The organism is Allobosea minatitlanensis (genome assembly GCF_964020775.1).
The window spans coordinates 312171-333693 of sequence record NZ_OZ224509.1; the positions used below are offsets into that span (position 1 = coordinate 312171).

Sequence of the window (21523 nt, forward strand, 5' to 3'; positions counted from 1 at the left end):
CTCAGGCGGCCTTGCGGACCGGCAGGCTGTTCATCGCCTGCACGGTGTCGTCGAAGGAGACGAGGTTCGCTCCGGAGCCCAGTCCGGTGGCGACGAGCGCCGCCGTCGCCGTCGCGAGCCGGGCGCATGCGGTGAGCTCCCAGCCGCGGACAAGGCCGGCGATGAAGCCGCCGGAATAGGCGTCCCCGCAGCCGGTGGTGTCGCGCACCGGCACCTCGAAGGCCGGCATCGTGAAGTGCCGGCCATCCCGCGTCATCACGAAGGACCCTTCGCCCCCGAGCGAGATCGCGCAGGCTCCGGCGCCGCGCACCAGGAAGAAGCGGGCGCAGGCGGCCGGATCATCCGTCCCGACCATGGCGGCGGTCTCGTCGATGCTCGGCATGAAGAAATCGACCTCGGGCAGGAGCGGCTCCAGCAGCGCCAGGGTTTCGGGGCGGGCGGAGATCAGGTCGAGCGTCGTGGTGCGGCCGGCCTTGCGCGCGTCGGCGAGCAGCGCCCGGGAAGGCTCGCCATCCATCGCCAGCAGCGAGCCGACGCCGCCGAGATGGACGATCCTCCCCTCGCAGGCACGGGCCTGCGCGGCCTCCGAGATGCGCCAGCGGGCGGAGGCGCCGCGGGCGTGGAGGGCGGGTCGCGACCCGTCCGGGCGGATCGGCAGGATCGTGGCCGAGGTCGGGCTGCCTGCCATGCGCTCCATCATCGAAATGTCGATGCCCTCGCGGCGCAGCGCGTCGAGCACCCAATCGGCCTTCTCGTCGGTGCCGACCGCGCCGACCGCGAGCGCCTTCAGGCCGAGCCGCGCGCAGGGCACGACGGTTCCGCCGGCCGTGCCGGCAACGGTGAGGCGGATTTCGTCGATCAGGGAGCGGGTGCCGCCGGGCGGGATGTCGCTGACCGGCACGCCAAGGATATCGAGGATGTAGGAGCCGCAGACGCTGACATCGTGGGTGGGCAACATGGCTGGTTTCTCGGGCGGTCGAATCGGGAGGCGGGAGGTGATGGCGATGGCGGAGGCTGCGGCGACGGCGTCGCGTCAGTCCCCGCCGGCCGGGGCGGCCTGCGGTTTCCGTTCGCGCAGGCCGTACTGGCCCCAGCGCTTCAGGATGCTGTCGATCTCCGCGTCCGGCAGCAGCGGCGGCGTGCCGATCTGGAGGCAGCCGTGATACTGCTTCGCCAGGGTCTCGACCTCGACCGCGAGCCAGAGCGCCTTGCGCAGGCTGGCCCCCGTCGCGATCAGGCCGTGATGGGCGAGCAGGCAGGCGCGGCGATCGGCCAGGGCCTCCAGCGCCAGCCGCGACAGCTCGGCCGTGCCGTACTGGGCATAGGGCGCGCAGGGGATGTCGTTTCCGCCGGCGGCGGCGATCATGTAGTGGATCGCGGGGATGCCGCGCTGCATGATGGCCAGGGTCGTGCAGTAGGTCGGATGGGCGTGGACGACCGCACCCGCCTCCGGCTTCGCCTTCAGGATGTCGAGATGGAAGCGCCACTCGGTGGAGGGCACGTTGCCGTCCCGCGCCGTCCAGCCGCCGTCCCAGTCCATGAAGACGATGTCCTCGGGCGTCATCTGGTCATAGGCCAGGCCGGATGGGGTCAGCAGGATGCCGCCCTCGACGCGGATGCTGATATTGCCGGACGTGCCCTGGTTGATGCCCGCCGCGGTCATCTCGCGGCAGGCCATGACGATGGATTGCCGCAATGCGCGATCGTCCCGGCTGCTCATTGCCTCATCTTCCCTGGTCAGAATGCCGTTCCATCGGCGCGGCGGGGCCGCGCCTCGCCCGTGCTCCGACCCTGCTCAGCGGCTGACGTCGATGATCACGCGGCCGCGGACCTTGCCGGCGACGATCTCCTCCGCCAGCGCCGGCAGGGCCGACATCGGCTCGACGCGGGCGATGCGGCCGAGCCGGGCCTTGTCGAGATGCGCGGCCAGGGTCTTCCAGGCGCGCTCGCGCCTGGCGGCCGGCGCCATCACGCTGTCGATGCCGAGCAGGCTCACGCCCCGCAGGATATGCGGCGCGACGGTCGCCGGAAGGTCCATGCCGCCCGCCAGTCCGCAAGCCGCGACGGCCCCGCCATAGGCCGTCTGCGCCAGCACGTTGGCCAGGGTGGTGGAGCCGACGGAATCGACCGCGCCGCCCCAGCGCTCCTTCTGCAGCGCGCCGCCCTTCTCCGCGAGCGCGGCGCGATCGACGAAGGCCGTGGCGCCGAGCTCCGACAGATAGGCGTGCGCCTCGGGCCGGCCGGTCGCCGCGGTGACGGCATAGCCCTTGCGGGCGAGCAGGCTGATCGCCGTCGAGCCGACGCCGCCGGCGGCGCCCGTCACCAGCACCTCGCGGCCGCCGGGCGAGATCGCTCCCCAATCCTCGAGCGCGTCGACGCAGAGCGCCGCGGTATAGCCGGCGGTGCCGATCCCCATGGCCTCCTCGAAGGTGAAGGCGTCGGGCAATCGCGTCAGCCATTGCGGCTTCAGCTTCTGGAAGCGGGCATAGCCGCCCCATTCCGTCTCGGACAGGCCCCAGCCATTGACCAGCACCTTGTCGCCCGGCGCCCAGTCGGGCGAGCGGCTTTCGACCACCGTGCCGGCGAGATCGATCCCCGCGACCATCGGCAGCCGGCGCGCGATCCGCCCCTTGCCGGTGATCGCCAGGCCGTCCTTGTAGTTCAGCGTCGAGAAGGCGATTTCGACGAGCACGTCGTGATCGGGCAGATCGGCGGTCGTGAGATCGCGGAACTCCGCATGCGGGCGGCCGTCACGATCGACGATCATCATGGCGCGGAAGCTATCGTTCATGGCTCGACCTCGTCGCTGTGCGATGATTTGACTGGAAGGCGCGCCGGGCGCCCGGGTTGCGTTCAGGGGTGCGGCAGGTGTCCGAGCGCCAGGCTGATCGTGCGGGCGGCCTCCCGGACCGCTTCCGAAAACTGCTTCAGCTCCTTGCGCTTCAGCCGGGAATCCGGGCCCGATATCCCGATCGCGCCGGCGACATGCCCGGCCTGGCCGAGAATCGCGCAGGCGCAGGCCGCGATGCCGTCGCGCCACTCGCCCTGCAGGACCGTGGCGTAACCCTGCTGGCGGATCTGCCGGATGTCGGCCAGAAGCTCCTCGAGCGTCACGCGCGTCGTGTCGGTGTAGCGTTTGAAGAGCGGCCGGAAGCGCTCGAGCGCCTCGTCGGGCTCATGCGCCAGCATCGCCTTGCCGGTCGCCATCGCGAAGGCCGGCGCCCGCATGCCGACGCTGGTATGGGCCCGGATCTGATGCTTGCTTTCGATCTTGTCGACATAGACCACGTCGGTGTCGTCGAGCACCGAGAGATGGACCGTCTCGCCGGTGGCCTGGGCCAGGCGCTCCATCGCCGGACGGGCGACCGCGACGAGGTCCAAGCGCCGAACCACGCGGTTGCCGAGCTCCCAGATCTTCAGGGTCAGCTCATAGGCGCTGTTCGGCGGCACCTGCCGGACGAAGCCCTGGGCCTGCAGGGTCGCGAGCAGGCGGTGGACATTGCTCTTGGTGAGTTCCAGCTCCTTCGCGAGATCGGTGATCCCGCGAGGCTTGTCGCTGCGCGCCAGCACCTCGAGGAGCCGCAGCCCCTTCGTGAACGCCTTGTCCATCGTGTAAACCCGGTCTCCTGAGCCTGGCTACCTCTATTCCCGGCCGTGCGGCGCGGGAAGACGGCCGCCCCGCCGGCGGCCGTCCGCGCGATCGGCTACTGCGCCAGCAGCGCGTTGAGCTTCTCCTGGCCGTGCTCCTCGTTGGTCGAGCGGCCATCGGGCGAGATCGCGCCCCAATAGTCCGGGCTCCACTCGATCGCCTGGGCGAGATTCTTCGGGTTGTTGGCCCAGGAGCCGCTGATCTTCGGATCGGCGGCATCGAAGACGACGGAGGAGGGCAGCGCGACCGGGAAGTTCGAGGTCAGCTCCGCCGCGCGCTTGGGGTCGAGCCGCCAGGACAGCACCTTCAGCGCGTTGTCGTAGTTCGGCGCGCCCTTCGGGATCGAGAAGAAGTCGTAATAGACGAAGCCCTGGTTCCAGGAGATCGCGACCGGCGCGCCCTCCAGCGCGAATTTGCTCATCGAGCCGGTATAGGCCATGCACATGTCGGCCTCGCCGTCGAGCAGCAGTTGCGGCGGCTGGGCGGCGGTGGTCCACCATTTGGTCACATGGGGCTTGATCTCGGCGAGCTTCTTCAGCGCCCGCTCCATGTCGATCGGATAGAGCTTGTCCTTCGGCACGCCGTCCGCCATCAACGCCGCCTCGAAGGTGAAGCGCGACCAGGCCGGCATGCAGCGGCGCCCCGGGAACTTCTTCACGTCCCAGAAATCGGCCCAGCTCTGCGGCTCGGCGCCGGCCTTGTACTTGTCCTTGTTCCAGGCGAGGCCGACGCCGATGACCTGGAGCGCCACGCCCTTGGGCCGCTTGAGGTTGTCCGGCATCGCGGCAAGCGTCTTCTGCGCGGATTCGGAGAGCTTCTTGTAGTCGATCTCCGCCAGGCAGCAGTCGCCGAGGATCTTGGTTTCCTGGTCGAAGATGAAGGCGAGGTCCCAGGAGGCCTTGCCGGCTTCGGCCTGGGCCTTCAGCCGCGGGCCGCTGCGCGCCTCCTGGACGGTCACGACCTTGATGCCGGTCTCCTTCTCGAACGGCCCGTACATGATCCTGCGCAGGGCTTCGCCATAGGCGCCGCCGGGATCCTGCACGATCACCTCCTTGCTCTGGGCCGCGGCGCCCTGCGCGAAGCAGAGCGGCAGGGCCAGGACCGCCAAGGCGGGAAGCGCCCGCCAGATCGTCATGCGTTGCACCATGTCTTTCCTCCCTCCCTCTTTCATCGGATGCGGATCAGGCGCCGGCGCGCGTCCGCGCGAGCACCGGGCCCGCGAGCGCGAGCCCGATCACGACCAGCAGGACCTCGAGCGACGAGACCACCGCCAGGACCGGGTTGAGCTGGTAGTTGATGTCGGCCCAGAGCATCAGCGGCAGCGTCTTGAGCTGGGCGCTCGACAGGAACAGCGACAGCACCAGCTCGTCGAACGAGTGCAGGAAGGCGAAGAAGCCCGCCGCCGCCAGACCGGGCGCGATCGCCGGCAAGGTCACCGTGCGGAAGACGGTGAGCGGAGAGGCGCCGTGCAGCGCCGCCGCCTGTTCGAGGCGCCGGTCGACGCCCTGCAGGGCGGCCGCGACGATGATCACGACGAGCGGGATGCCGCCGATCGCATGCGCCGAGGCCAGGCCCCAGACGGAGCCCACCAGATCGAAGCGCAGGAACAGGCCGTAGAGCGACAGGCCGAGCACGACCGGCGGCACGATGACCGGGCTCACCAGCAGGAGCATGATCACCGACTTGCCGCGGATCTCGCTGCGGACGATGCCCATCGCGGCGGAGGCTCCGAGCAGGACCGAGATCACGGCCGAGGCGGCGGCGATCACCGCGGAATGCCGGAAGGCGTCCATCCAGTTCGGGTCGGAGAAGAACTTCTCGTACCAGCGCAGCGAGAATCCCGGCGGCGGGAAGGTGAGGTAGGAGGCGCTGCTGAACGAGATCACCATCACCACCAGGATGGGCACGATCAGCGTGGCGATCACGGCGCCGGCGAGGACGAGGACCGTCCAGCGTCCCCAGGCGGGGCCGAGCCGGCCGAGCAGCCGCAGGACGGGCCAGCCGATGCGGTCGGCGAGACCGCTCAGCAGGCTGCGCCGCGGCGTGGCCGCGCCCGCGCCGGCAGCTTTCGCCGCGGGGCCGGCGGCCTTGCCGCCGCCCCAGATGAACTCGAAGCCGAGGAAATGGCCGGCGACGCCGACGAAGAGCAGGGTGATGACGAGCAGCACCACCGCGAGCGCCTGGAGAAAGCCCTCGCTGTTGATGAAGTCGGCCTGCTGCACGATGTGCATCGCGAACATCTGGTCGCCCGGTCCGCCGAGCAGGGTCGGCGTGATGAAGAAGCCGAGCGCGGCCACGAAGACGAGCAGGAAGCCCGCCCCCATCCCCGGCAGGGTGAGCGGCAGCATGATGCGCCAGAAGGTGGCGATCGGCCCTGCGCCGGAAGCCTGGGCGGCGCGGGGCAGCGCCGCATCGAGGCGCGACACGCTGGAATAGATGCTGAGCACCATGATCGGCAGCAGCACCGCCGTCATGCCGAGCAGCACCGTGCCGCGGCTGAACAGCAACTGAGCGGGCTCGCTGAGGAGGCCGAGCCCGGTCAGGAGCTTGTTCACCGGACCGTTGCGGCCGAGCAGCACCATCCAGGCATAGGTGCGGATCAGGATCGCGATGAAATAGGGAAGGATCACCGCGGCCGTGACCAGGATCCGCGTGATGCCGGAGCTGCGCCGGATGAGGAGCGCGGTCGGATAGCCCAGCAGCAGGCACAGGGTCGCGACGGTGAGGGATATCTGCATCGTCCTGACGAGCGAATCCCAGTAGAGCGGTACCGAGAACACCCGCTCGAAGAAGCTCGACCAGCTCGGCCCGCTGACGCTGAGGCGGACCAGGTCGATGACCGGCAGCAGATAGATGAAGCCGAGGAAGAGGCCGGCCGGCAGCAGGAGCAGCACCGGGCTGGCGAGCCTGCCGCGCAGGCTGCCGCGCCTTGGGCCGGCGAAGCCGGTCGCGGCGGCGGTCACGCGAGCACCCAGCAATCCGCCGCGCCCCAGCTCACATGCAGGCGCTCCCCGGCGGCGGGCAGGCTCCGGCCGGCCGCGTCCATGCAGCGGATCAGCAGCGTCTCGCCGCTGTCCGCCCGCGCCTCGATCCGCAGGATTTCGCCGAGGAAGAGTGCCGAGGTCACCGTGACCGGCATCGCATGCGGCCCGGGACCGTCGGCGATGGCGATCCGTTCCGGCCGCACCAGCACCGTCGCGCGCCCGACCTCGATGCCGTGCCCGGCATCGGCCTCGAAGACGTAGCCGGCGCGGTTGCGCAGCGCCATCGTCGCGCCGCGGCGCTGGACGATCTCGGCCTCGATCAGGTTGCTCTCGCCGACGAAGGAGGCGACGAAGCGGTTCCGGGGGTGCCGGTAGATGTCGACCGGCGTGCCGATCTGCACGATCCGCCCGGCATCCATCACCGCGATGCGGTCGCTCATCGTCAGCGCCTCGCCCTGGTCGTGGGTGACGAACAGGATGGTGCTGCCGATGGCGCGGTGCAGCTCGCGGATCTCGATCTGGATGGATTCCCTGAGCCGCCGGTCGAGCGCGCTCAACGGCTCGTCCATGAGGACGATCCGGGGGCGGCGGACGATGGCGCGGGCGATGGCGACGCGCTGCTGCTGCCCGCCCGACATCTGCGCGGGCGTCTTCGCCGCATGCTCCGAGAGGCGCATGATCTCGAGCGTCTCGGCGACGCGGCGTTCCGCGGTGGCGCGGTCGATCCCGGCCATGCGCAGCGGGAAGGCCACGTTCTGCGCGACCGTCATGGTCGGGAAGAGGGCATAGCTCTGGAAGACCATGCCGAAGCCGCGCTTATGCGTCGGCACATGGTCGATCGGCGCGCCGTCGACGAGCATCTCGCCGCCGTCGAGCTTCTGGAAGCCGGCGATCAGGTTGAGCAGGGTCGTCTTCCCGCTCCCCGACGGGCCGAGCAGGGTGATGAACTCGCCCGGCCGGATGTCGAGGGAGATGCGGTCGGCCGCGCGGAAGTCTCCGTAGTTCTTGACCACGTCGCGCAGCGTGATGCCGGCGCCGATCGCACCCTGCGTCCGCGCCGCCCCGGACATCCTCGCATCCGCCGACGGCTCGGCGAGAGACGCCAGTTCAGTCACCATCGCGTTTCTTCCCATGTTCTGAAATGTAGAACGCTATTCTGTTTTCTTTCAATAATCAGCTTGATCGGGTCGCTGTCAAGCGGTCTCGTCACCAGCCCCCGACGGCCGGCGGGCGGCGCCGCACGGCCTTGCCCAACGCCGTATTGACAGGGCGAAGGGCAGGCCGTTACGTTATTTTTCAGAATATTGTTCTATAATTCAGAACACAATCGAACCCGCATTCCGAGGGCGGTTCCGCGGGGGGACGGAGGGACGCGATGGACCTGCAGGGCATGGCGCGCCGTGTCGAGGCGGGGATGCAACTGGCTCTGCCGGTCGATTATGCCGGGGTCTCGATGGCGATGACCCGGGCCCTGATCGCGCATGGCGCGGGGGATCTCGATCTCTTCTGCGTTCCCACCGGCGGCCTCCAGGTCGACCAGTTGGTCGGCGCCGGGCTCGTCCGGTCGGTCGAGACCAGCGCCGTCTCGCTCGGCGAGGCCGGCGGCGCCCCGCGTTTCAACCAGGCGATCGCGGAAGGGCGCATCGTCGTCAGGGACGCGACCTGCCCGGCGATCCATGCCGGGCTCATGGCCGCCCAGAAGGGCAATCCGTTCCAGCCCCTGCGCGGCATCATCGGCAGCGACATCCTCCGCTTCCGGCCGGACTGGCGGGTGATCGACAACCCCTTCGCCGAGGGCGGCGACCCGATCGTGCTGATCCCGGCCGCGCGGCCGGACGTCGCGATCTTCCATGCGCCGACGGCGGACCGGCACGGCAATGTCTGGATCGGGCGGCGGCGCGAGCTCGCCGCGATGGCCTATGCCGCGGCGCAGACCCTGGTCACGGTCGAGCGCATCGTCGAGGAGAACCTGCTCGGCAACGAGATGAGCGCCGCCGGAACCCTGCCGGCGCTTTACGTCAGCGGGATCGCGGTGGCCCCCCGCGGCGCCTGGCCCTATGGTCTGTGGGGCGAGTACGCGACCGACACGGCCGAGATCCAGCGCTACGCCAAGGCCGCGCGCACGCCGGAAGGCTTCGCCGGATACATGGCCGCCGCGCCGGCCGGGGAGATGCAGGAAGCCGCACGATGACGGACATCCACCCCCGCGAGATCCTGATCACGACGATCGCGCGCCTGCTCGACGGCGTCCGGCATGTCGCGGTCGGCGCCTCCTCGCCGATCCCCGCCGCCGGCGCCATGCTGCTGCGCGCCCTGAAGCAGCGCGCCGGCGCGCCGCCGGTCAGGATCTCGATCCTCGGCTCGGTCGAGCACAATTTCTTCACGAACGGCTCGGCCGAATTGTTCGACTGCGCCGGACAGGGGCGGATCGACGCCTTCTTCCTCGGCGGCGGCCAGATCGACGGGCATGGCAACATCAACCTCGTCGGCATCGGCGACTACCCGGCATCGGCGCCCCGCTGGCCGGGCTCCTTCGGCTCGGCCTATCTCTATTTCGTCGTGCCCCGCGTCATCCTCTTCCGCGAGGAGCACAGCCCGCGCGTCCTCGTCGAGACGGTCGACTTCACCAGCGCGCCCGGCGTCAGCGAGCCCGGCATCCACCGGACCGGCGGGCCGGTGGCGCTGCTGACGGGCAAGGCCCTGTTCCGCTTCGACAAGGCCCGCCCCGGCTTCACGCTGGAGAGCCTCCATCCCGGCCATGCGCTCGCGGAGGTCCGCGATGCGACGGGCTTCAGCTTCGACCATGCCGGCCAGCCGCCCCAGACCGCGCTGCCCGACCGGGCGACGCTCGAGCTTCTGCGCGGCCAGGTCATGGACGAGCTCGCCGAAACCTATCCCGAATTCGCCAGCCAGATGCGGCGCGAGATCCATGCGTGACGCGACGATCCGCCCGAGACAGCAGGACAGGACATGACTTCTCGCACCGGCTCCCTCGCCGACATCAAGGTGATCGACGCCAGCCGCGTTCTCGGCGGGCCCTATGCCGGCCAGATCCTCGGCGACCATGGCGCCGACGTCATCAAGATCGAGCCGCCGGCGGGCGACGAGACGCGCGGCTGGGGGCCGCCCTTCCTCGACGGCGCGGCGAGCTATTTCCTCGGCCTCAACCGCAACAAGCGCGGCATGGCGCTCGACCTGACGCAGCCGGCCGGCAGGGAATTGCTGCTGCGCCTGCTGGAGACCGCCGACGTCTTCATCGAGAACTTCAAGACCGGCACGCTCGAGCGCTGGGGTCTCGGCCGGGAGGAGCTGGAGCGCCGCTTCCCGCGGCTCGTCCATTGCCGGGTCTCGGGCTTCGGCGCGGACGGGCCGCTCGGAGGCCTGCCCGGCTACGACGCCGCGATCCAGGCCAGCGCCGGCATCATGAGCGTCAATGGCGAGCGCGGCGGCGCGCCGCTGCGGGTCGGGCTGCCGGTCGTCGACATGGTGACGGGGCTCAACGCCGTGATCGGCATCCTGATGGCGCTGCAGGAGCGGGCCTCAAGCGGCAAGGGCCAGTTCGTCGAGGCGACGCTCTATGATTGCGGCGTCTCGCTGCTGCACCCGCATCTGCCGAACTACTATCTCTCGGGGAAGGTCGCCGGGCGTTCCGGCAACGCCCATCCCAACATCACCCCCTATGACGTCTTCGCGACGCGCGACGTGCCGCTCTTCCTCGCCGTCGGCAACAACCGGCAGTTCGCCACGCTCTGCGAGGTCGTCGGCCGGCCGGAGCTGGCGGAGGATGCGCGCTACGCGACCAACAAGGACCGCAACATCAACCGCGATGCCCTGAAGGTCGATCTCGAAGCCGCGATGGCCGGTTTCGACGGCGGCCCGCTGGCGGAGCGCCTGGTCAAGTCCGGCGTGCCCTGCGGCGCCGTGCGCAGCATCGACCAGGTGATGGCCGATCCGCATACGCATCACCGCGAAATGGTGGTCGATATCGGAAGCTACCGGGGCACCGGCAGCCCGATCAAGCTGTCGCGGACCCCGGCCAGCTACCGTATGGCGCCGCCGCGCTTCGGCGAGCACACTGCGGCGATCCTCGCGGAGGCCGGCGTGCAGGGCGAGCTCTTCGCCGATGCCTTGCCGGGCTTCGCGCCGCCGGACGAGGCGCAAGGTCCCGAAATCGGCGCGGAGACGGCCGGCAGGCCGGCGGTGCGCGGATGAGCGGGGTTCAGCGCTTCCCGCATTGCAGCCACTGGGGCGCCTATACGATCCTGGTCGAGGACGGCCGGATCGTCGGGATCGAGCCCTTCGCGCACGATCCTTCGCCGTCGCCGATCAACCAGTCCGTACGCGACTGGGCGAGCCCGGAGCGCCGCGTCCTGACGCCGCTGGTCCGCTCGGGCTGGCTGGAGCGCCGCGAAAAGAGCGACCGCCGCGGCCGGGGAAGCGACCGTTTCGTGCCGGTGAGCTGGGACGAGGCGACCTCGCTCGTCGCCGGCGAGATCCGGCGGGTCTCGCAGAGTTTCGGCAACGCCTCGATCTTCGCCGGCTCCTATGGCTGGACGAGCTGCGGGCGCTTCCATCACGCTCCCTCGCAGCTCAAGCGCATGCTTAACCTCGTCGGCGGCTATACGGGCCATGTCGACACCTATTCGATCGCGGCCGGCCCCGTGATCCTGCGCCACACGCTGGGCGATGACGGCGCCTGCGGCGGCCAGGCTAACACCCTCGACACCGTCGCGGAGCATACCGAAACCCTGGTCGTCTTCGGCGCGCTCTCGCCGCGGACCGCGCAGAACGAAGCGGGCGGCATTGCGAGCCACGCGCTCGAGACGCATCTGCGCAGGATCGCCGCGCGGGGCGTGAAGGTCGTCCTGGTCTCGCCGCTGCGCGACGACATCCCGGACTGGGTCGGGGCCGAATGGTGGCCGATCCGGCCGAACACCGACACCGCCCTGATGCTCGGGCTCGCCGGCGAAATCCTGAAGCACGGGCGGCACGACCGCTCCTTCCTCGAACGCTGCACCAGCGGCGCGGAACGGCTGATCGGCTATCTCGACGGCAGCAGCGACGGGATCCTCAAGGATGCGGCCTGGGCGGCCGGCATCACCGGGCTCGACGCCGCATGGATCGCCGATCTGGCGCTGCGCCTGGTCGAAACCCGCTCGATGCTGACCGTGAGCTGGAGCCTGCAGCGGGCCCATCATGGCGAGCAGCCCTTCTGGGCGGCCCTGGCGCTGGCGGCGATGACGGGCCAGATCGGCCTCCCGGGCGGGGGCGTCGGCTATGGCTATGCCTCGCTCGGCGGGGTGGGGGCGCCGATCAACCTGTTGAAGTCGCCGGCGCTGCCGCAGTTGCGCAAGCCGCTGGAGAGCTTCATCCCTGTCGCCCGGATCAGCGACATGCTGCTCAACCCCGGCGGCGAATACAGCTACGAGGGCGAAACCCGGACCTATCCGGATGCGCGGCTGGTCTACTGGGCCGGCGGCAACCCCTATCATCACCACCAGGACCTGAACCGTCTGGCCGAGGCCTGGACGCGGCCGGAGACGATCATCGTCCAGGACCCGATGTTCACGGCCACCGCGCAGCGCGCCGATATCGTGCTGCCGGCCAACACCTCGATCGAGCGCAACGACATCGCCGGCAACAAGCGCTCGGACTTCGTCATCGCCATGCACAAGGCGATCGGGCCGGTCGGCGATTCCCGCTCCGATTTCGATATCTTTCGCGCCATCGCTGAAAAGCTTGGCGTCGGCCGGGCCTTCGACGAGGGACGGGACGAGATGGGCTGGCTGCGCCATCTCTACGAGGCGACGCGGGCGGACGCCGCCGCCCGCCTTGGCTTCACCATGCCGGATTTCGACGCCTTCTGGGCCCAGGGCCATGCCCGCTGCCCGACGGAGGCGGAGCATACCTATCTCGCGAAGTTCCGCGAGCGGCCCGAGGAGCATGCGCTGGGCACCGAGAGCGGGCGCATCGTCCTCGGCAGCCGGACTCTCGACGCGCTCGGCTATGAGGACTGCCCGGCTCACCCGGCCTGGATCGAGCCGATCGAATGGCTCGGCGCCGCCGGGGCGGCCGAGCAGTTCCACCTGATCTCGCACCAGCCGGAGGGCCGGCTGCACAGCCAGCTCGAGACGAGCCCGGCCAGCATGGCCGCCAAGCGGGGCGGCCGCGAGCAGGCCCGCCTCCATCCCGAGGACGCCGCCGCGCTGGGCATCGCGGACGGCCAGACGATCCGGCTCTGGAACGAGCGCGGGGCCTGTCTGGCCACCGCCCGGCTGACCGGCGACGTGCGGCGCAGGGTCGTCGTGCTGCCGACCGGCGCCTGGTTCACGCCGACCGGCAATAGCGGCCTCGACATCGCCGGCAACCCGAACGTGCTCACCGTCGACATCGGCACCTCCCGCTTCGGCCAGGGCTGCTCGGCCCATACCTGCCTGGTCAGGGTCGAGCCCTATGAAGGCCGGGCGGGAGACGCGGTCGAGCAGTATCGCGAGCAGATGGAGCGGCTGGTCGCCGTCTAGCTTCCCCCCTCGCCGGGCAGGGAGAGCCGCGCTCCCCGCCGCACCTGAAAAGTTCGCGCAAGAAGGAATCGAAGACATGACGCAGCCTGCCATCAGCCGCTTTCCGGTTCCGGCGATCGACGCCCTGCCGGACGATATCCGCGAACGCATTCTGGCCGTGCAGGAGAAGTCCGGTTTCGTGCCGAACGTCTTCCTGACGCTCGCGCACCGCCCCGACGAGTTTCGGGCCTTCTTCGCCTATCACGATGCGCTGATGAACAAGGCGGAGGGCCTGACCAAGGCCGAGCGCGAGATGATCGTGGTCGCGACCAGCAATGCCAACCAGTGCCAGTACTGCGTCGTCGCCCATGGCGCGATCCTGCGCGTGCGGGCCAGGAACCCGCTGATTGCCGACCAGGTGGCGGTCAACTACCGCAAGGCCGACATCACGCCCCGGCAGAAGGCGATGCTCGACTTCGCCATGAAGGTCTCGGCGCGGGCCTATGAGGTCGGGGACGACGATATCGCCGCCCTGCAGGAGCACGGCTTCAGCGAGGGGGATATCTGGGACATCGCCGCGATCGCAGCCTTCTTCGGCATGTCGAACCGCCTCGCCAATGTGACGAGCATGCGCCCGAACGACGAGTTCTACACGCTGGGGAGATAGGCGTCCGGGAGCCGGCCGGACAGAAGGAGCGTTTCGGGGGACGTGCCAGTGCCGGTCCTTTTCGTGGCGGGGCGAGGGGCGGGCGGCTGGCGGAGAGGGTTTGGCTGGCCGGGCCGGCGCCCTTGGTCCGGCCGTTCCGGTGCGAGGGACCGCGCGGCGCTCCCGAGCCTCACGCAAGGCGGTGCGCAGGATGATCGGCGCTCCGGAAGGAGCGGAAAAATGGCGCGCCCGACCAGACATTGAAGGGCACTTCGATCGCTGGGTAATTCGGCGTTTACGAGAGGCTCGACGCAAGGCGGGGCTTCCGGAGTGAACGGGGACCGACCCCGCCCAACAGCCTGGACGAGCCCCGCGGGCGGCCAAGCTGATCGCCATGACTAAGCTCGGCACGCAGGAGAGAGAAGCGCGAGATCGTCCGGGGCGCCTCAGACGATGTCTATCCGCTTGACCAGCCTCACGCCCGCACTGTGGACCACCTGCAAGGGGCACTCCATTCCCGCCGCTTTCAGCTTCGAACGCAGGCGCGCCAGAAGCGCATCGAAACGCCGGCTTTCGGGGTCGATCCGGGCGTGCCCGAACAAGCCCATGATCAGATCCCGCGAAACCGTCTCGTCCGGCCGCGCCGCCAGATGCTCGATCAGGATCACCTCCCGAACCGACAACTTCACTGATCTGGTGTCCGGAGAGCGCAGCATCTGCGTCTGCCGATCGAGCCGCCAGCCTGCCCCGTCGGGTGCCTCGACGACGGTGGCTCCTCGCCCGCCTGCGGGTTCGTCCGATCCGCGGCGCATCCGTCGGCCGAGGTTGAGGATCGCCAGCGCCAGCTCCTCGGTGTCGACGGGCTTGGTGAGATAGAGATCGGCCCCTTCGGCATAGCCGCGCACGCGATCGTCGCGACCGGTACGCGCGGTCAGCAGGATGATGCCCATCCCCGGCTGCGCGGCCAGGTCCCGGGCCAGCTCGAACCCGCTGACGTCCGGCAGGTTGACGTCCAGCACGGCAATGTCATAGCGCTCCTGCCGCAGCGCCTTGTAGAATGCGATGCCGGACGGCGCCTCGGTGACATGGATGTTTCGCAGCCTTAGATAGTCGGCAAGGCTCTGACGGAGATCGTGGTCGTCCTCCACGAGAATGATTTTGAAGTCTCGCGAGAACTCCTGTGCAGCACCTTTCGGGCCGGCCGCCGCTTCCGCCATCATAATGTGCATCCACCCCATCGCGACGAGATTCCGTTGATGCCGGCTCCGGCGCCCCGATCTGCGGCCGGCGAGGCCACAGCGAAGCGTTCCGGCAGCGAGGCTGCCGGAAGCCCGGCGGCGCCACGCGGCCGGCTCCGGCGGTGTTTCTCGCTGCTGGCGGCGTTATTCGTCTTCGGCATCATCCATCTTGCCTTGGCGGCGGACCATCCGCCCGAGCCCGCTTCCCTGCCCTCGCTGCACGGCACGGTCTCCATCCTGGGCGATCCCGCTTCGACACTGTCGTTGGCTGAGATACTCGATTCGGCCAAGCAGGCCGAGTTTCGAACGATCCCGGGAACAAGTGTCAACTTCGGCTTCATCCGTACCCCGGTCTGGATCCGGCTGGAGTTGCCCAGCCGAACATCCGCGCAGGCGATCCTCTCGCTCTCGCCGAACTTCCTCGACGAGGTCGATATCTACACAGCCCCGCCAGATGCCCCTCTTTCCGCGGAACGGTTTGTCCGACACGCGATGGGGGACCGCCGCCCGCTGCCGCAGGACGGCATTTCGGCGCTCGACTATGCCGTTCGTCTCGATTTCACCGAGGGCGCGACGACGCGCGTCTTCATCCGCATCCTGAACAGCAACACGGCGACCTATCTGCTTCTGCAACTCGGTTCGATCGAAGACCATACCTCGCGGGTCGTCATGAGTGCGAGCCTTTATGGCGTCTGGTTCGGCGGCATGGGCGTGCTGCTGGTGACGCAGCTCGTCTTCTTCTACTTCGACAGGAAGGCGCAGTATCCGCTGCTGGCGGCCAGCACGCTCGGGATCATGCTGATCTATATGGGCAATCTCGGCTACAGCCGGCTCTATCTCTTTCCCGACAACGGTGCCGCCAACGACGCTTTTCTCGGCTTCAACGCCTGGGCCGGCCTGACGGCGAGCGCGATCGCCTACATGCACATCCTCGATCTGCGCCATCGGGCGCCGCTGGTGCGTCGCCTCTATCAGGCCGCTGCCCTGGCCGGACTCGTCGGTGTGGGCTTCGCCTTTGCCGGCGAGAACATGATCTTCGGACCGATCGGCTCGGTGCTGACCATCGTCATGGCCTGCGTGAACATGGTGCAGGGCCTGCGGCAATGGAGCGAGGAAGGGACTGCGAGCCGTCTCAGGGGCGCGGCATTCGCGGCGCTTTGCCTCGGCGCCGTTCTGACGATGGCGCAGCGTCTCGGAGCAAGCTGGCTGCCGCATTGGACCGTTCACAGCTACGGCATCGCCGGATTGTTTCTCACGGTGCTGCTGACGGGGGCCCTCGCGGTTCGGCTGCGGGCCGCCGAGGCGCTTACGCTGCGGATGAAGGACGAGGCGCTGCGGCATGCGCAGCTTGCGGAGAACATCGCGGCGGGATTGGTCGAGGAGAGAACGCGCGAGCTGGTCGATGCCAGACGCATCGCCGAAGAAGCGCTTCGTCTCGAAAAGCAGTCCCAACTCCAGCAGGTCCGTTTCCTCGAAGTGGTGTCGCATCAGTACAGGACGCCACTCGCCGCCATCCGCTCGAGCATCGACAGCATCGGACTGGCCCTGCCGTCCGACGACGGCGCCAACCAGGGCCGGATCGAGCGCATCCGCAGAGCCATTGCGCGGCTCGTCGAGATGCTGGAGATCAATCTCGCGCGCAGCCGGATACAGGGACCGTCCTTCCGCCCTCGCATCGTCCGCATCAATGCCGGCGCCCTTGTCAGCGCCGCCCACCAGCGCGCCTGCGACCTGCTCAGCGGCCCGACGATCGAGCTGCTGCTCGAGCCGCGGGCCGCGCAGGCGACGATCGCGGCCGACGAGGGCATGATGGAACTCGTCATCATCAATCTGCTCGAAAATGCCGTCAAATTCACCGCGCTGAAGGGCAGCGAGCCGATCGAACTCACCCTGGCCATGGCGGGCGAAGAGGTCGTCGTCACCGTCACGGATCGCGGCTGCGGCATCCCGGCCTCCGAGCTTCCCGAGGTTTTCGCGCTCGGGGCGCGCGGGCGGCATTCCGAGGCCGTCGAAGGATCCGGCCTCGGCCTGTTCCTGGTGAAGAAGATCGTCACCGCCCATAACGGCCGGGTTTCGATCGAAAGCAGCGAAGGCGTGGGCACCACGGTGCGGGTCGTCCTGCCGACAGAGCCCTGAACAGATCTTTGACCAGGGGCAGCCCGGTGGCTGCGGCGTCCAAAATCACCTTACGGCGCGCAGTCCACTTCCCAGCCGGGCTCAGTTAACACTTTTTTCGCCGTCCCTCAAAGAAGCAGCGCCCAGACGAAGCAAATCGTTACATCGCATTACATCGCGGAAAAAGCGTTACATTTTCGGATATTGATTGCGGGCGACACCCGTACGAACGTCATCTCCACAGAAACACACTGGGGAGCTGGTGCGATAGCGCCGTCCGAAAGACCGCGCCAATTCGGAAATGAGATGGAGTCTCGCGCGACGACATGCGCGCCGCACTTCTTTTTTGCCTTGCTGTTTTGGTCAGTTCGGTTCCTTGCCCTCGAAACGGTGCAGGCACCGGCTTCGGTAAACGGCATTAGGTAGTATCCAAACTAAATTGAATAAATAATTCACAATTATTTGGTTATAATTGCGCAATCTCAAATAAATTGGCGATTTTTAATACTAAGTAAAATGGTTCTTCTGTAAGTTTTCTCTACTACCAGTATGCGATTACGCCAGAATAAGCCTCAAGAATGCGCCCCTCTCGAACATCACCTTCAACACGCAATAATCAGCCGGAGACTCGATCGATGAACAATAACGACATCCCCGACAATGCTTCTGTGCAGCCGCCGCCGTGCTCCGACGTGAAGCTCAGCGAGCAGGAACTCGAGGCGCTGAACGGCGCCGGTGTCGGCAATGCATTCAAGGGGGCCGTCGCGGGCGGCCTCGGCCTTGCGGGCGTGGGTGCCATGTGCGGCCCCGTCGGGGCCGGGGTGTTGGGCGCTGTCGGCGTGATCGGCGGGGCGATCATGGGCGCATTCGCGCCGGACTCAGACGGTCCGGTCAGCGGTCTATAATCGTTATCGAGGTCACCTCGTTCGACCCTTCGTTCCGAGACAACGCGACATGACGGCGGCTCTCTACCGCAAGGAAGCGCTCGACAATCTCGCGGGCCCTGACCGGCTCGACGAGATGGTGCGCGTCACCTCTCCGCAGGGCTGGGCCGCGCTGGGCACGGCGCTGCTGATCGTAACCGGCTGTCTCGGCTGGTCGATCTTCGGCAGCTATCGCACCACCGTCTCCGGCCAGGGCCTGCTCGTCCCGGCCGGAGGCGCCTTCGTCAGCGTCTACGCTCCCAAGGCCGGGTGGCTCGACAGCTATCGACAGCGCGGCGACAAGGTGAAGAAGGGTGATCTGATCGCCCGTCTCAGCGCGCCCGAGGACGCAGCCCGTCTCGCCGACGTCGATAGCCGCGTCACCCAGCTCACGGAACAGCGCGCAGCGCTCGCTGCGCAGATCGAGGATCGCATCCGCAAGGAGACGATCGCGGCCCAGCGCAAGCGCGAGGCGCTGCAGGAGACGATCGATCTCGGAGAATCTCGGGTGGAGGCGCTCAATACCCTGCTCGGTCAGCGCGAAGGCCTGCTCTCGAAAGGGCTGATGCCCTCCGACCGGATCATCGAGACGCGCGAGAGGCTGTTCGCCGCCCGCGAATCGATATCCAGGGCCCGGACGGAGCTGTTATCGCTCGACGCCTCGCTCCAGACCCTGCGCCACCAGACCGACCAGGAGCGCGCGGCGCTCGATCGCCAGTTGCGCGACGCGGAGGGCCAGCGCGCCCAGACCCATCTCAGCGAGAACCTGGCGACGACTATCGTCGCCCGTTCCGACGGCACCATCACCACCAACGAGGCCGGCGACCACGCGCTGGTCAGCGCCGGCCAGAAGCTGATGGTGATCGAGCAGGGCGGCCCGCGGCTCGACGCGCTGCTCTATGTGCCGGCGGACAGCGGCAAGGAGGTCAAGCTCGGCATGGAGGTGCGCCTGTCGCCCTCCACCGCCAAGAAGGAGGAATACGGTTCGCTGATCGGCACGGTCATCCAGGTCGACGACAGCCCGGAGAACGAGGCGGCGCTGGCCCAGCGCCTCGGCAACCCCGATCTCGCGCGCCTCTTCACCCGCGCCGGGCCGCCGCTCCAGCTTGTCGTGCGGATCAATCCCGGTTCCGACGGCCCCGACAGCTACGCCTGGACCTCCAAGCGCGGCGAGCAGGTCGAGCTCGCCTCGACCACCCTTCTGGAGGGCCAGGTGACCGTGAAGTCTGGCCGGCCGATCAGCCTGTTCATCCCGGCGCTGCGCAGGTTCGTCGGATTATGAGCAAGGTGCCTCCCTTGCGCTTCCCGCAGACCGGCCGCAAGCGGGTCCCGACCATCCTGCAGATGGAGGCCGTCGAATGCGGCGCCGCCTGTCTCGCCATGGTCCTGGCCCATCACGGCAAATGGGTGCCGCTCGAGGAGCTGCGCGTCGCCTGCGGCGTCTCGCGCGACGGCAGCAAGGCGAAGAACCTGGTGCAGGCGGCGCGGCGCTACGGCCTGGCGGCCGAGGGCTGGCGCACCGAGCCGAACAAGCTCGCCGGCAAGCGGCTGCCGGCGATTCTGTTCTGGGAATTCAACCATTTCGTCGTGCTGGAGGGGATCGGCCGCAAGGTCGTCTACATCAACGATCCCGCCAGCGGCCCGCGCACGGTCACGCATGATGAATTCAACCGCGCCTTCACCGGCGTGATACTGACCATGGCGCCAGGGCCGGAGTTTCGGCCTTCAGGCGCGCGGGCGAATGTCTGGGGGGCGGTGCGCGACCAGCTCGCGCCCTCGCGCGGCGCCGTCGTCTTCCTGGTTCTGGCCGGCATCGCCGCCCTCGTGCCCGGCGTCTTCGTTCCGGCGGCGACGAAGGTCTTCGTCGACGACATTCTCGTTCGCCATCTGACGGACTGGATGCGGCCGCTGCTCCTTGGCCTCACCTGCGCGGCCCTTCTCGGCGGGCTGCTGAACTGGCTGCAGGGCTATTTCCTCGCGCGCCTGCAATGGAAGCTCGGCGTGTCGCTGGGCCTGAAACTGACATGGCATCTGCTGCGGTTGTCGCCGAGCTTCTTCGCGCAGCGCTATGCGGGCGACATCGCGAGCCGGCTCGCGACCACGGAACGGGCCTGCGACCTGATCGGCAGCCAGGTTTCCGCCCTGCTGGTCACAGGGCTCGCGGCGTTGTTCTACGGGGCGTTGATGGCGGTCTACGACCCTGTGCTGGCAGGCATCGGCCTGGCGCTTGCCCTCTTCAATGCCGTGTTCGCCCGCCTCATGGCGCGCCGGCAGGAGAATGCCGCCCGCACCGTCATGCGGGAGCAGGCGGCCCTGGGCAGCCTTTCCATCAGCGGCATCCAGTCGATCGAGACCTTGAAGGCGACGGCTTCCGAGGACGATTTCCTGAATCGCTGGGCCAACGCTCAGGCGCGCACCATGAACGCGGTGCACCGCTCGCAACTGCCGCTCCAATTCCTCGATCTGATCCCCCGTGCGCTCGGCGCGTTGACGATGGCGGCGATCCTCGGCGTCGGCGGCTGGCGCGTCATGGAGGGCCTGATCACCGTCGGGACGCTCGCCGCCTTCCAGACCGTCCTGTCGAGCTTCCTGTCGCAGGTCGGCGGTCTCGTCGGCGTCGCGTCGGGCATGCGCGAACTGCGGGTCGCGATGGAGCGCGTCGACGACGTGCTGCGCTATCCGCTCGACCGCCGCCTGGACCCGAAATGCGCGCCCGAGGCCGAGGGGCCGCCGCGTCGTCTCTCCGGCGCCGTCGATGTCGCCGATCTGAGCTACGGCTACAACCCGCTCGATCCACCGCTGGTCGATGGCTTTTCGCTGAAGGTGGCGCCGGGTTCCCGCATCGCTCTGGTCGGCCCCTCCGGCAGCGGCAAATCCACGATCGCGCGGCTGCTCGTCGGGCTGGCCGAGCCCTGGGGCGGCAGTATCGCGTTCGACGGCCAGCCGGGGGACCGGATCCTGCCCGGCGTCCGCGCGGCTTCCATCGCCTATGTCGAGCAGTCGGTCGTCCTGATGGAAGGCACCGTCCGCGAGAATCTGACCTTGTGGGACCCGCGGGTGAGCGAGCGCACGATCGTCGAGGCGGCCCGCGACGCCGGCCTGCACGAAACCATCGCGGCGCGCCCCGGCGGATACGATGCCCCGGTCAGCGAAGGCGGCAGCAACTGGTCGGGCGGCCAGGCCCAGCGGCTGGAGATCGCCCGGGCGCTGGTGGGCGAACCGAGCATCCTCGTGCTCGATGAGGCGACCTCCGCTCTCGATGCCGCGACCGAAGCGACCATCCTCGAAAACCTCCGACGCCGGGGCTGCACCATCATCCTGGTCACCCATCGCCTCAGCGCTATCCGCGACTGCGACGAGATCCTCGTGCTGGATCGCGGCCGCATCGTTCAGCGCGGATCGCATGAGGCGCTCTACGACCAGCCGGGCACCTATGGAGAACTCATCCGTGCTGCATGAAGCCCCTCA

At 68.5% G+C, this 21523-nt stretch carries 17 protein-coding genes; 9 read left to right on the forward strand and 8 right to left on the reverse strand.

From position 1 onward, the window contains the following. Position 1: 1 nt before the first annotated feature. The 7 genes from ACWH43_RS01490 to ACWH43_RS01520 all read right to left on the reverse strand — a co-directional run bounded on the left by ACWH43_RS01490 (position 2) and on the right by ACWH43_RS01520 (position 7751). Positions 2–958, reverse strand: coding sequence for a carbohydrate kinase family protein (locus ACWH43_RS01490; RefSeq protein ID WP_158444006.1), 957 nt, complete (start codon positions 956–958; stop codon positions 2–4). 75 nt (positions 959–1033) lie between these two features. Then, complete coding sequence (locus tag ACWH43_RS01495; protein WP_158444005.1) at positions 1034–1720, reverse strand: class II aldolase/adducin family protein; 687 nt, start codon at positions 1718–1720, stop codon at positions 1034–1036. Between the two features lie 75 nt (positions 1721–1795). Then, complete coding sequence (locus ACWH43_RS01500; protein WP_158444004.1) at positions 1796–2791, reverse strand: MDR family oxidoreductase; 996 nt, start codon at positions 2789–2791, stop codon at positions 1796–1798. A 62-nt stretch (positions 2792–2853) separates the two neighbouring features. Then, the gene (locus ACWH43_RS01505; protein WP_158444003.1) at positions 2854–3609 is read right to left on the reverse strand and encodes an IclR family transcriptional regulator; all 756 of its coding nucleotides are present in this window, start codon (positions 3607–3609) and stop codon (positions 2854–2856) included. A gap of 95 nt (positions 3610–3704) precedes the next feature. Beyond that, positions 3705–4796: an extracellular solute-binding protein gene (locus ACWH43_RS01510; RefSeq protein ID WP_158444002.1), complete on the reverse strand. Its 1092-nt coding sequence runs from the start codon at positions 4794–4796 to the stop codon at positions 3705–3707. A 34-nt stretch (positions 4797–4830) separates the two neighbouring features. Beyond that, positions 4831–6612, reverse strand: a complete 1782-nt coding sequence (locus tag ACWH43_RS01515) for an ABC transporter permease subunit (RefSeq protein WP_158444001.1) — start codon at positions 6610–6612, stop codon at positions 4831–4833. Further along, entirely contained in the window at positions 6609–7751 is a 1143-nt protein-coding gene (locus tag ACWH43_RS01520; protein WP_158444000.1) for an ABC transporter ATP-binding protein, read from the reverse strand. Before ACWH43_RS01520 ends, ACWH43_RS01515 begins: the two co-directional genes overlap by 4 nt. Before the next feature lie 257 nt (positions 7752–8008). On the opposite strand from ACWH43_RS01520, the gene ACWH43_RS01525 reads away from it, so the two are divergent. From ACWH43_RS01525 to ACWH43_RS01545, 5 genes are all read left to right on the forward strand, one after another. Continuing rightward, positions 8009–8824, forward strand: a complete 816-nt coding sequence (locus tag ACWH43_RS01525; protein ID WP_260348189.1) for a CoA transferase subunit A — start codon at positions 8009–8011, stop codon at positions 8822–8824. Further along, positions 8821–9570 (forward strand): CoA transferase, encoded by a 750-nt coding sequence (locus ACWH43_RS01530; protein WP_158443999.1) that lies wholly within the window; start codon positions 8821–8823, stop codon positions 9568–9570. The genes ACWH43_RS01525 and ACWH43_RS01530 overlap by 4 nt, the downstream gene beginning before the upstream one ends. A gap of 33 nt (positions 9571–9603) precedes the next feature. Then, positions 9604–10845 (forward strand): CaiB/BaiF CoA transferase family protein, encoded by a 1242-nt coding sequence (locus tag ACWH43_RS01535; protein ID WP_158443998.1) that lies wholly within the window; start codon positions 9604–9606, stop codon positions 10843–10845. Further along, positions 10842–13154 carry a molybdopterin-dependent oxidoreductase gene (locus ACWH43_RS01540; RefSeq protein ID WP_158443997.1) on the forward strand — a complete coding sequence of 771 codons (2313 nt, stop codon included), beginning with the start codon at positions 10842–10844 and terminating at the stop codon, positions 13152–13154. The genes ACWH43_RS01535 and ACWH43_RS01540 overlap by 4 nt, the downstream gene beginning before the upstream one ends. Positions 13155–13230: 76 nt before the next feature. Further along, positions 13231–13800, forward strand: a complete 570-nt coding sequence (locus ACWH43_RS01545) for a peroxidase-related enzyme (protein WP_158443996.1) — start codon at positions 13231–13233, stop codon at positions 13798–13800. Between the two features lie 425 nt (positions 13801–14225). On the opposite strand, the gene ACWH43_RS01550 is transcribed toward ACWH43_RS01545, so the two are convergent. Beyond that, positions 14226–14927 (reverse strand): response regulator transcription factor, encoded by a 702-nt coding sequence (locus ACWH43_RS01550; RefSeq protein ID WP_260348188.1) that lies wholly within the window; start codon positions 14925–14927, stop codon positions 14226–14228. Between ACWH43_RS01550 and ACWH43_RS01555 the strand changes: the two genes are divergently transcribed. From ACWH43_RS01555 to ACWH43_RS01570, 4 genes are all read left to right on the forward strand, one after another. Next, positions 14913–17153 (forward strand): sensor histidine kinase, encoded by a 2241-nt coding sequence (locus tag ACWH43_RS01555; protein ID WP_260348187.1) that lies wholly within the window; start codon positions 14913–14915, stop codon positions 17151–17153. The two genes, ACWH43_RS01550 and ACWH43_RS01555, sit on opposite strands and share 15 nt — an antisense overlap. A gap of 614 nt (positions 17154–17767) precedes the next feature. Next, positions 17768–18037, forward strand: coding sequence for a hypothetical protein (locus ACWH43_RS01560; RefSeq protein ID WP_158443993.1), 270 nt, complete (start codon positions 17768–17770; stop codon positions 18035–18037). 49 nt (positions 18038–18086) lie between these two features. After that, positions 18087–19337 carry an NHLP bacteriocin system secretion protein gene (locus ACWH43_RS01565; RefSeq protein WP_158443992.1) on the forward strand — a complete coding sequence of 417 codons (1251 nt, stop codon included), beginning with the start codon at positions 18087–18089 and terminating at the stop codon, positions 19335–19337. Further along, positions 19334–21514: an NHLP family bacteriocin export ABC transporter peptidase/permease/ATPase subunit gene (locus ACWH43_RS01570; RefSeq protein ID WP_158443991.1), complete on the forward strand. Its 2181-nt coding sequence runs from the start codon at positions 19334–19336 to the stop codon at positions 21512–21514. The genes ACWH43_RS01565 and ACWH43_RS01570 overlap by 4 nt, the downstream gene beginning before the upstream one ends. Positions 21515–21523: the final 9 nt, after the last annotated feature.

Excerpts from the sequence above, each read along its gene's own strand:
- ACWH43_RS01535 (WP_158443998.1), top strand. The coding sequence starts at position 9,604 with ATGACTTCTCGCACCGGCTCCCTCGCCGACATCAAGGTGATCGACGCC.
- ACWH43_RS01565 (WP_158443992.1), top strand. The coding sequence starts at position 18,087 with ATGACGGCGGCTCTCTACCGCAAGGAAGCGCTCGACAATCTCGCGGGC.
- ACWH43_RS01545 (WP_158443996.1), top strand. The coding sequence starts at position 13,231 with ATGACGCAGCCTGCCATCAGCCGCTTTCCGGTTCCGGCGATCGACGCC.
- ACWH43_RS01540 (WP_158443997.1), top strand. The coding sequence starts at position 10,842 with ATGAGCGGGGTTCAGCGCTTCCCGCATTGCAGCCACTGGGGCGCCTAT.
- ACWH43_RS01560 (WP_158443993.1), top strand. The coding sequence starts at position 17,768 with ATGAACAATAACGACATCCCCGACAATGCTTCTGTGCAGCCGCCGCCG.
- ACWH43_RS01500 (WP_158444004.1), bottom strand. The coding sequence starts at position 2,791 with ATGAACGATAGCTTCCGCGCCATGATGATCGTCGATCGTGACGGCCGC.
- ACWH43_RS01505 (WP_158444003.1), bottom strand. The coding sequence starts at position 3,609 with ATGGACAAGGCGTTCACGAAGGGGCTGCGGCTCCTCGAGGTGCTGGCG.
- ACWH43_RS01530 (WP_158443999.1), top strand. The coding sequence starts at position 8,821 with ATGACGGACATCCACCCCCGCGAGATCCTGATCACGACGATCGCGCGC.
- ACWH43_RS01495 (WP_158444005.1), bottom strand. The coding sequence starts at position 1,720 with ATGAGCAGCCGGGACGATCGCGCATTGCGGCAATCCATCGTCATGGCC.
- ACWH43_RS01570 (WP_158443991.1), top strand. The coding sequence starts at position 19,334 with ATGAGCAAGGTGCCTCCCTTGCGCTTCCCGCAGACCGGCCGCAAGCGG.
- ACWH43_RS01490 (WP_158444006.1), bottom strand. The coding sequence starts at position 958 with ATGTTGCCCACCCACGATGTCAGCGTCTGCGGCTCCTACATCCTCGAT.
- ACWH43_RS01520 (WP_158444000.1), bottom strand. The coding sequence starts at position 7,751 with ATGGTGACTGAACTGGCGTCTCTCGCCGAGCCGTCGGCGGATGCGAGG.
- ACWH43_RS01525 (WP_260348189.1), top strand. The coding sequence starts at position 8,009 with ATGGACCTGCAGGGCATGGCGCGCCGTGTCGAGGCGGGGATGCAACTG.
- ACWH43_RS01510 (WP_158444002.1), bottom strand. The coding sequence starts at position 4,796 with ATGGTGCAACGCATGACGATCTGGCGGGCGCTTCCCGCCTTGGCGGTC.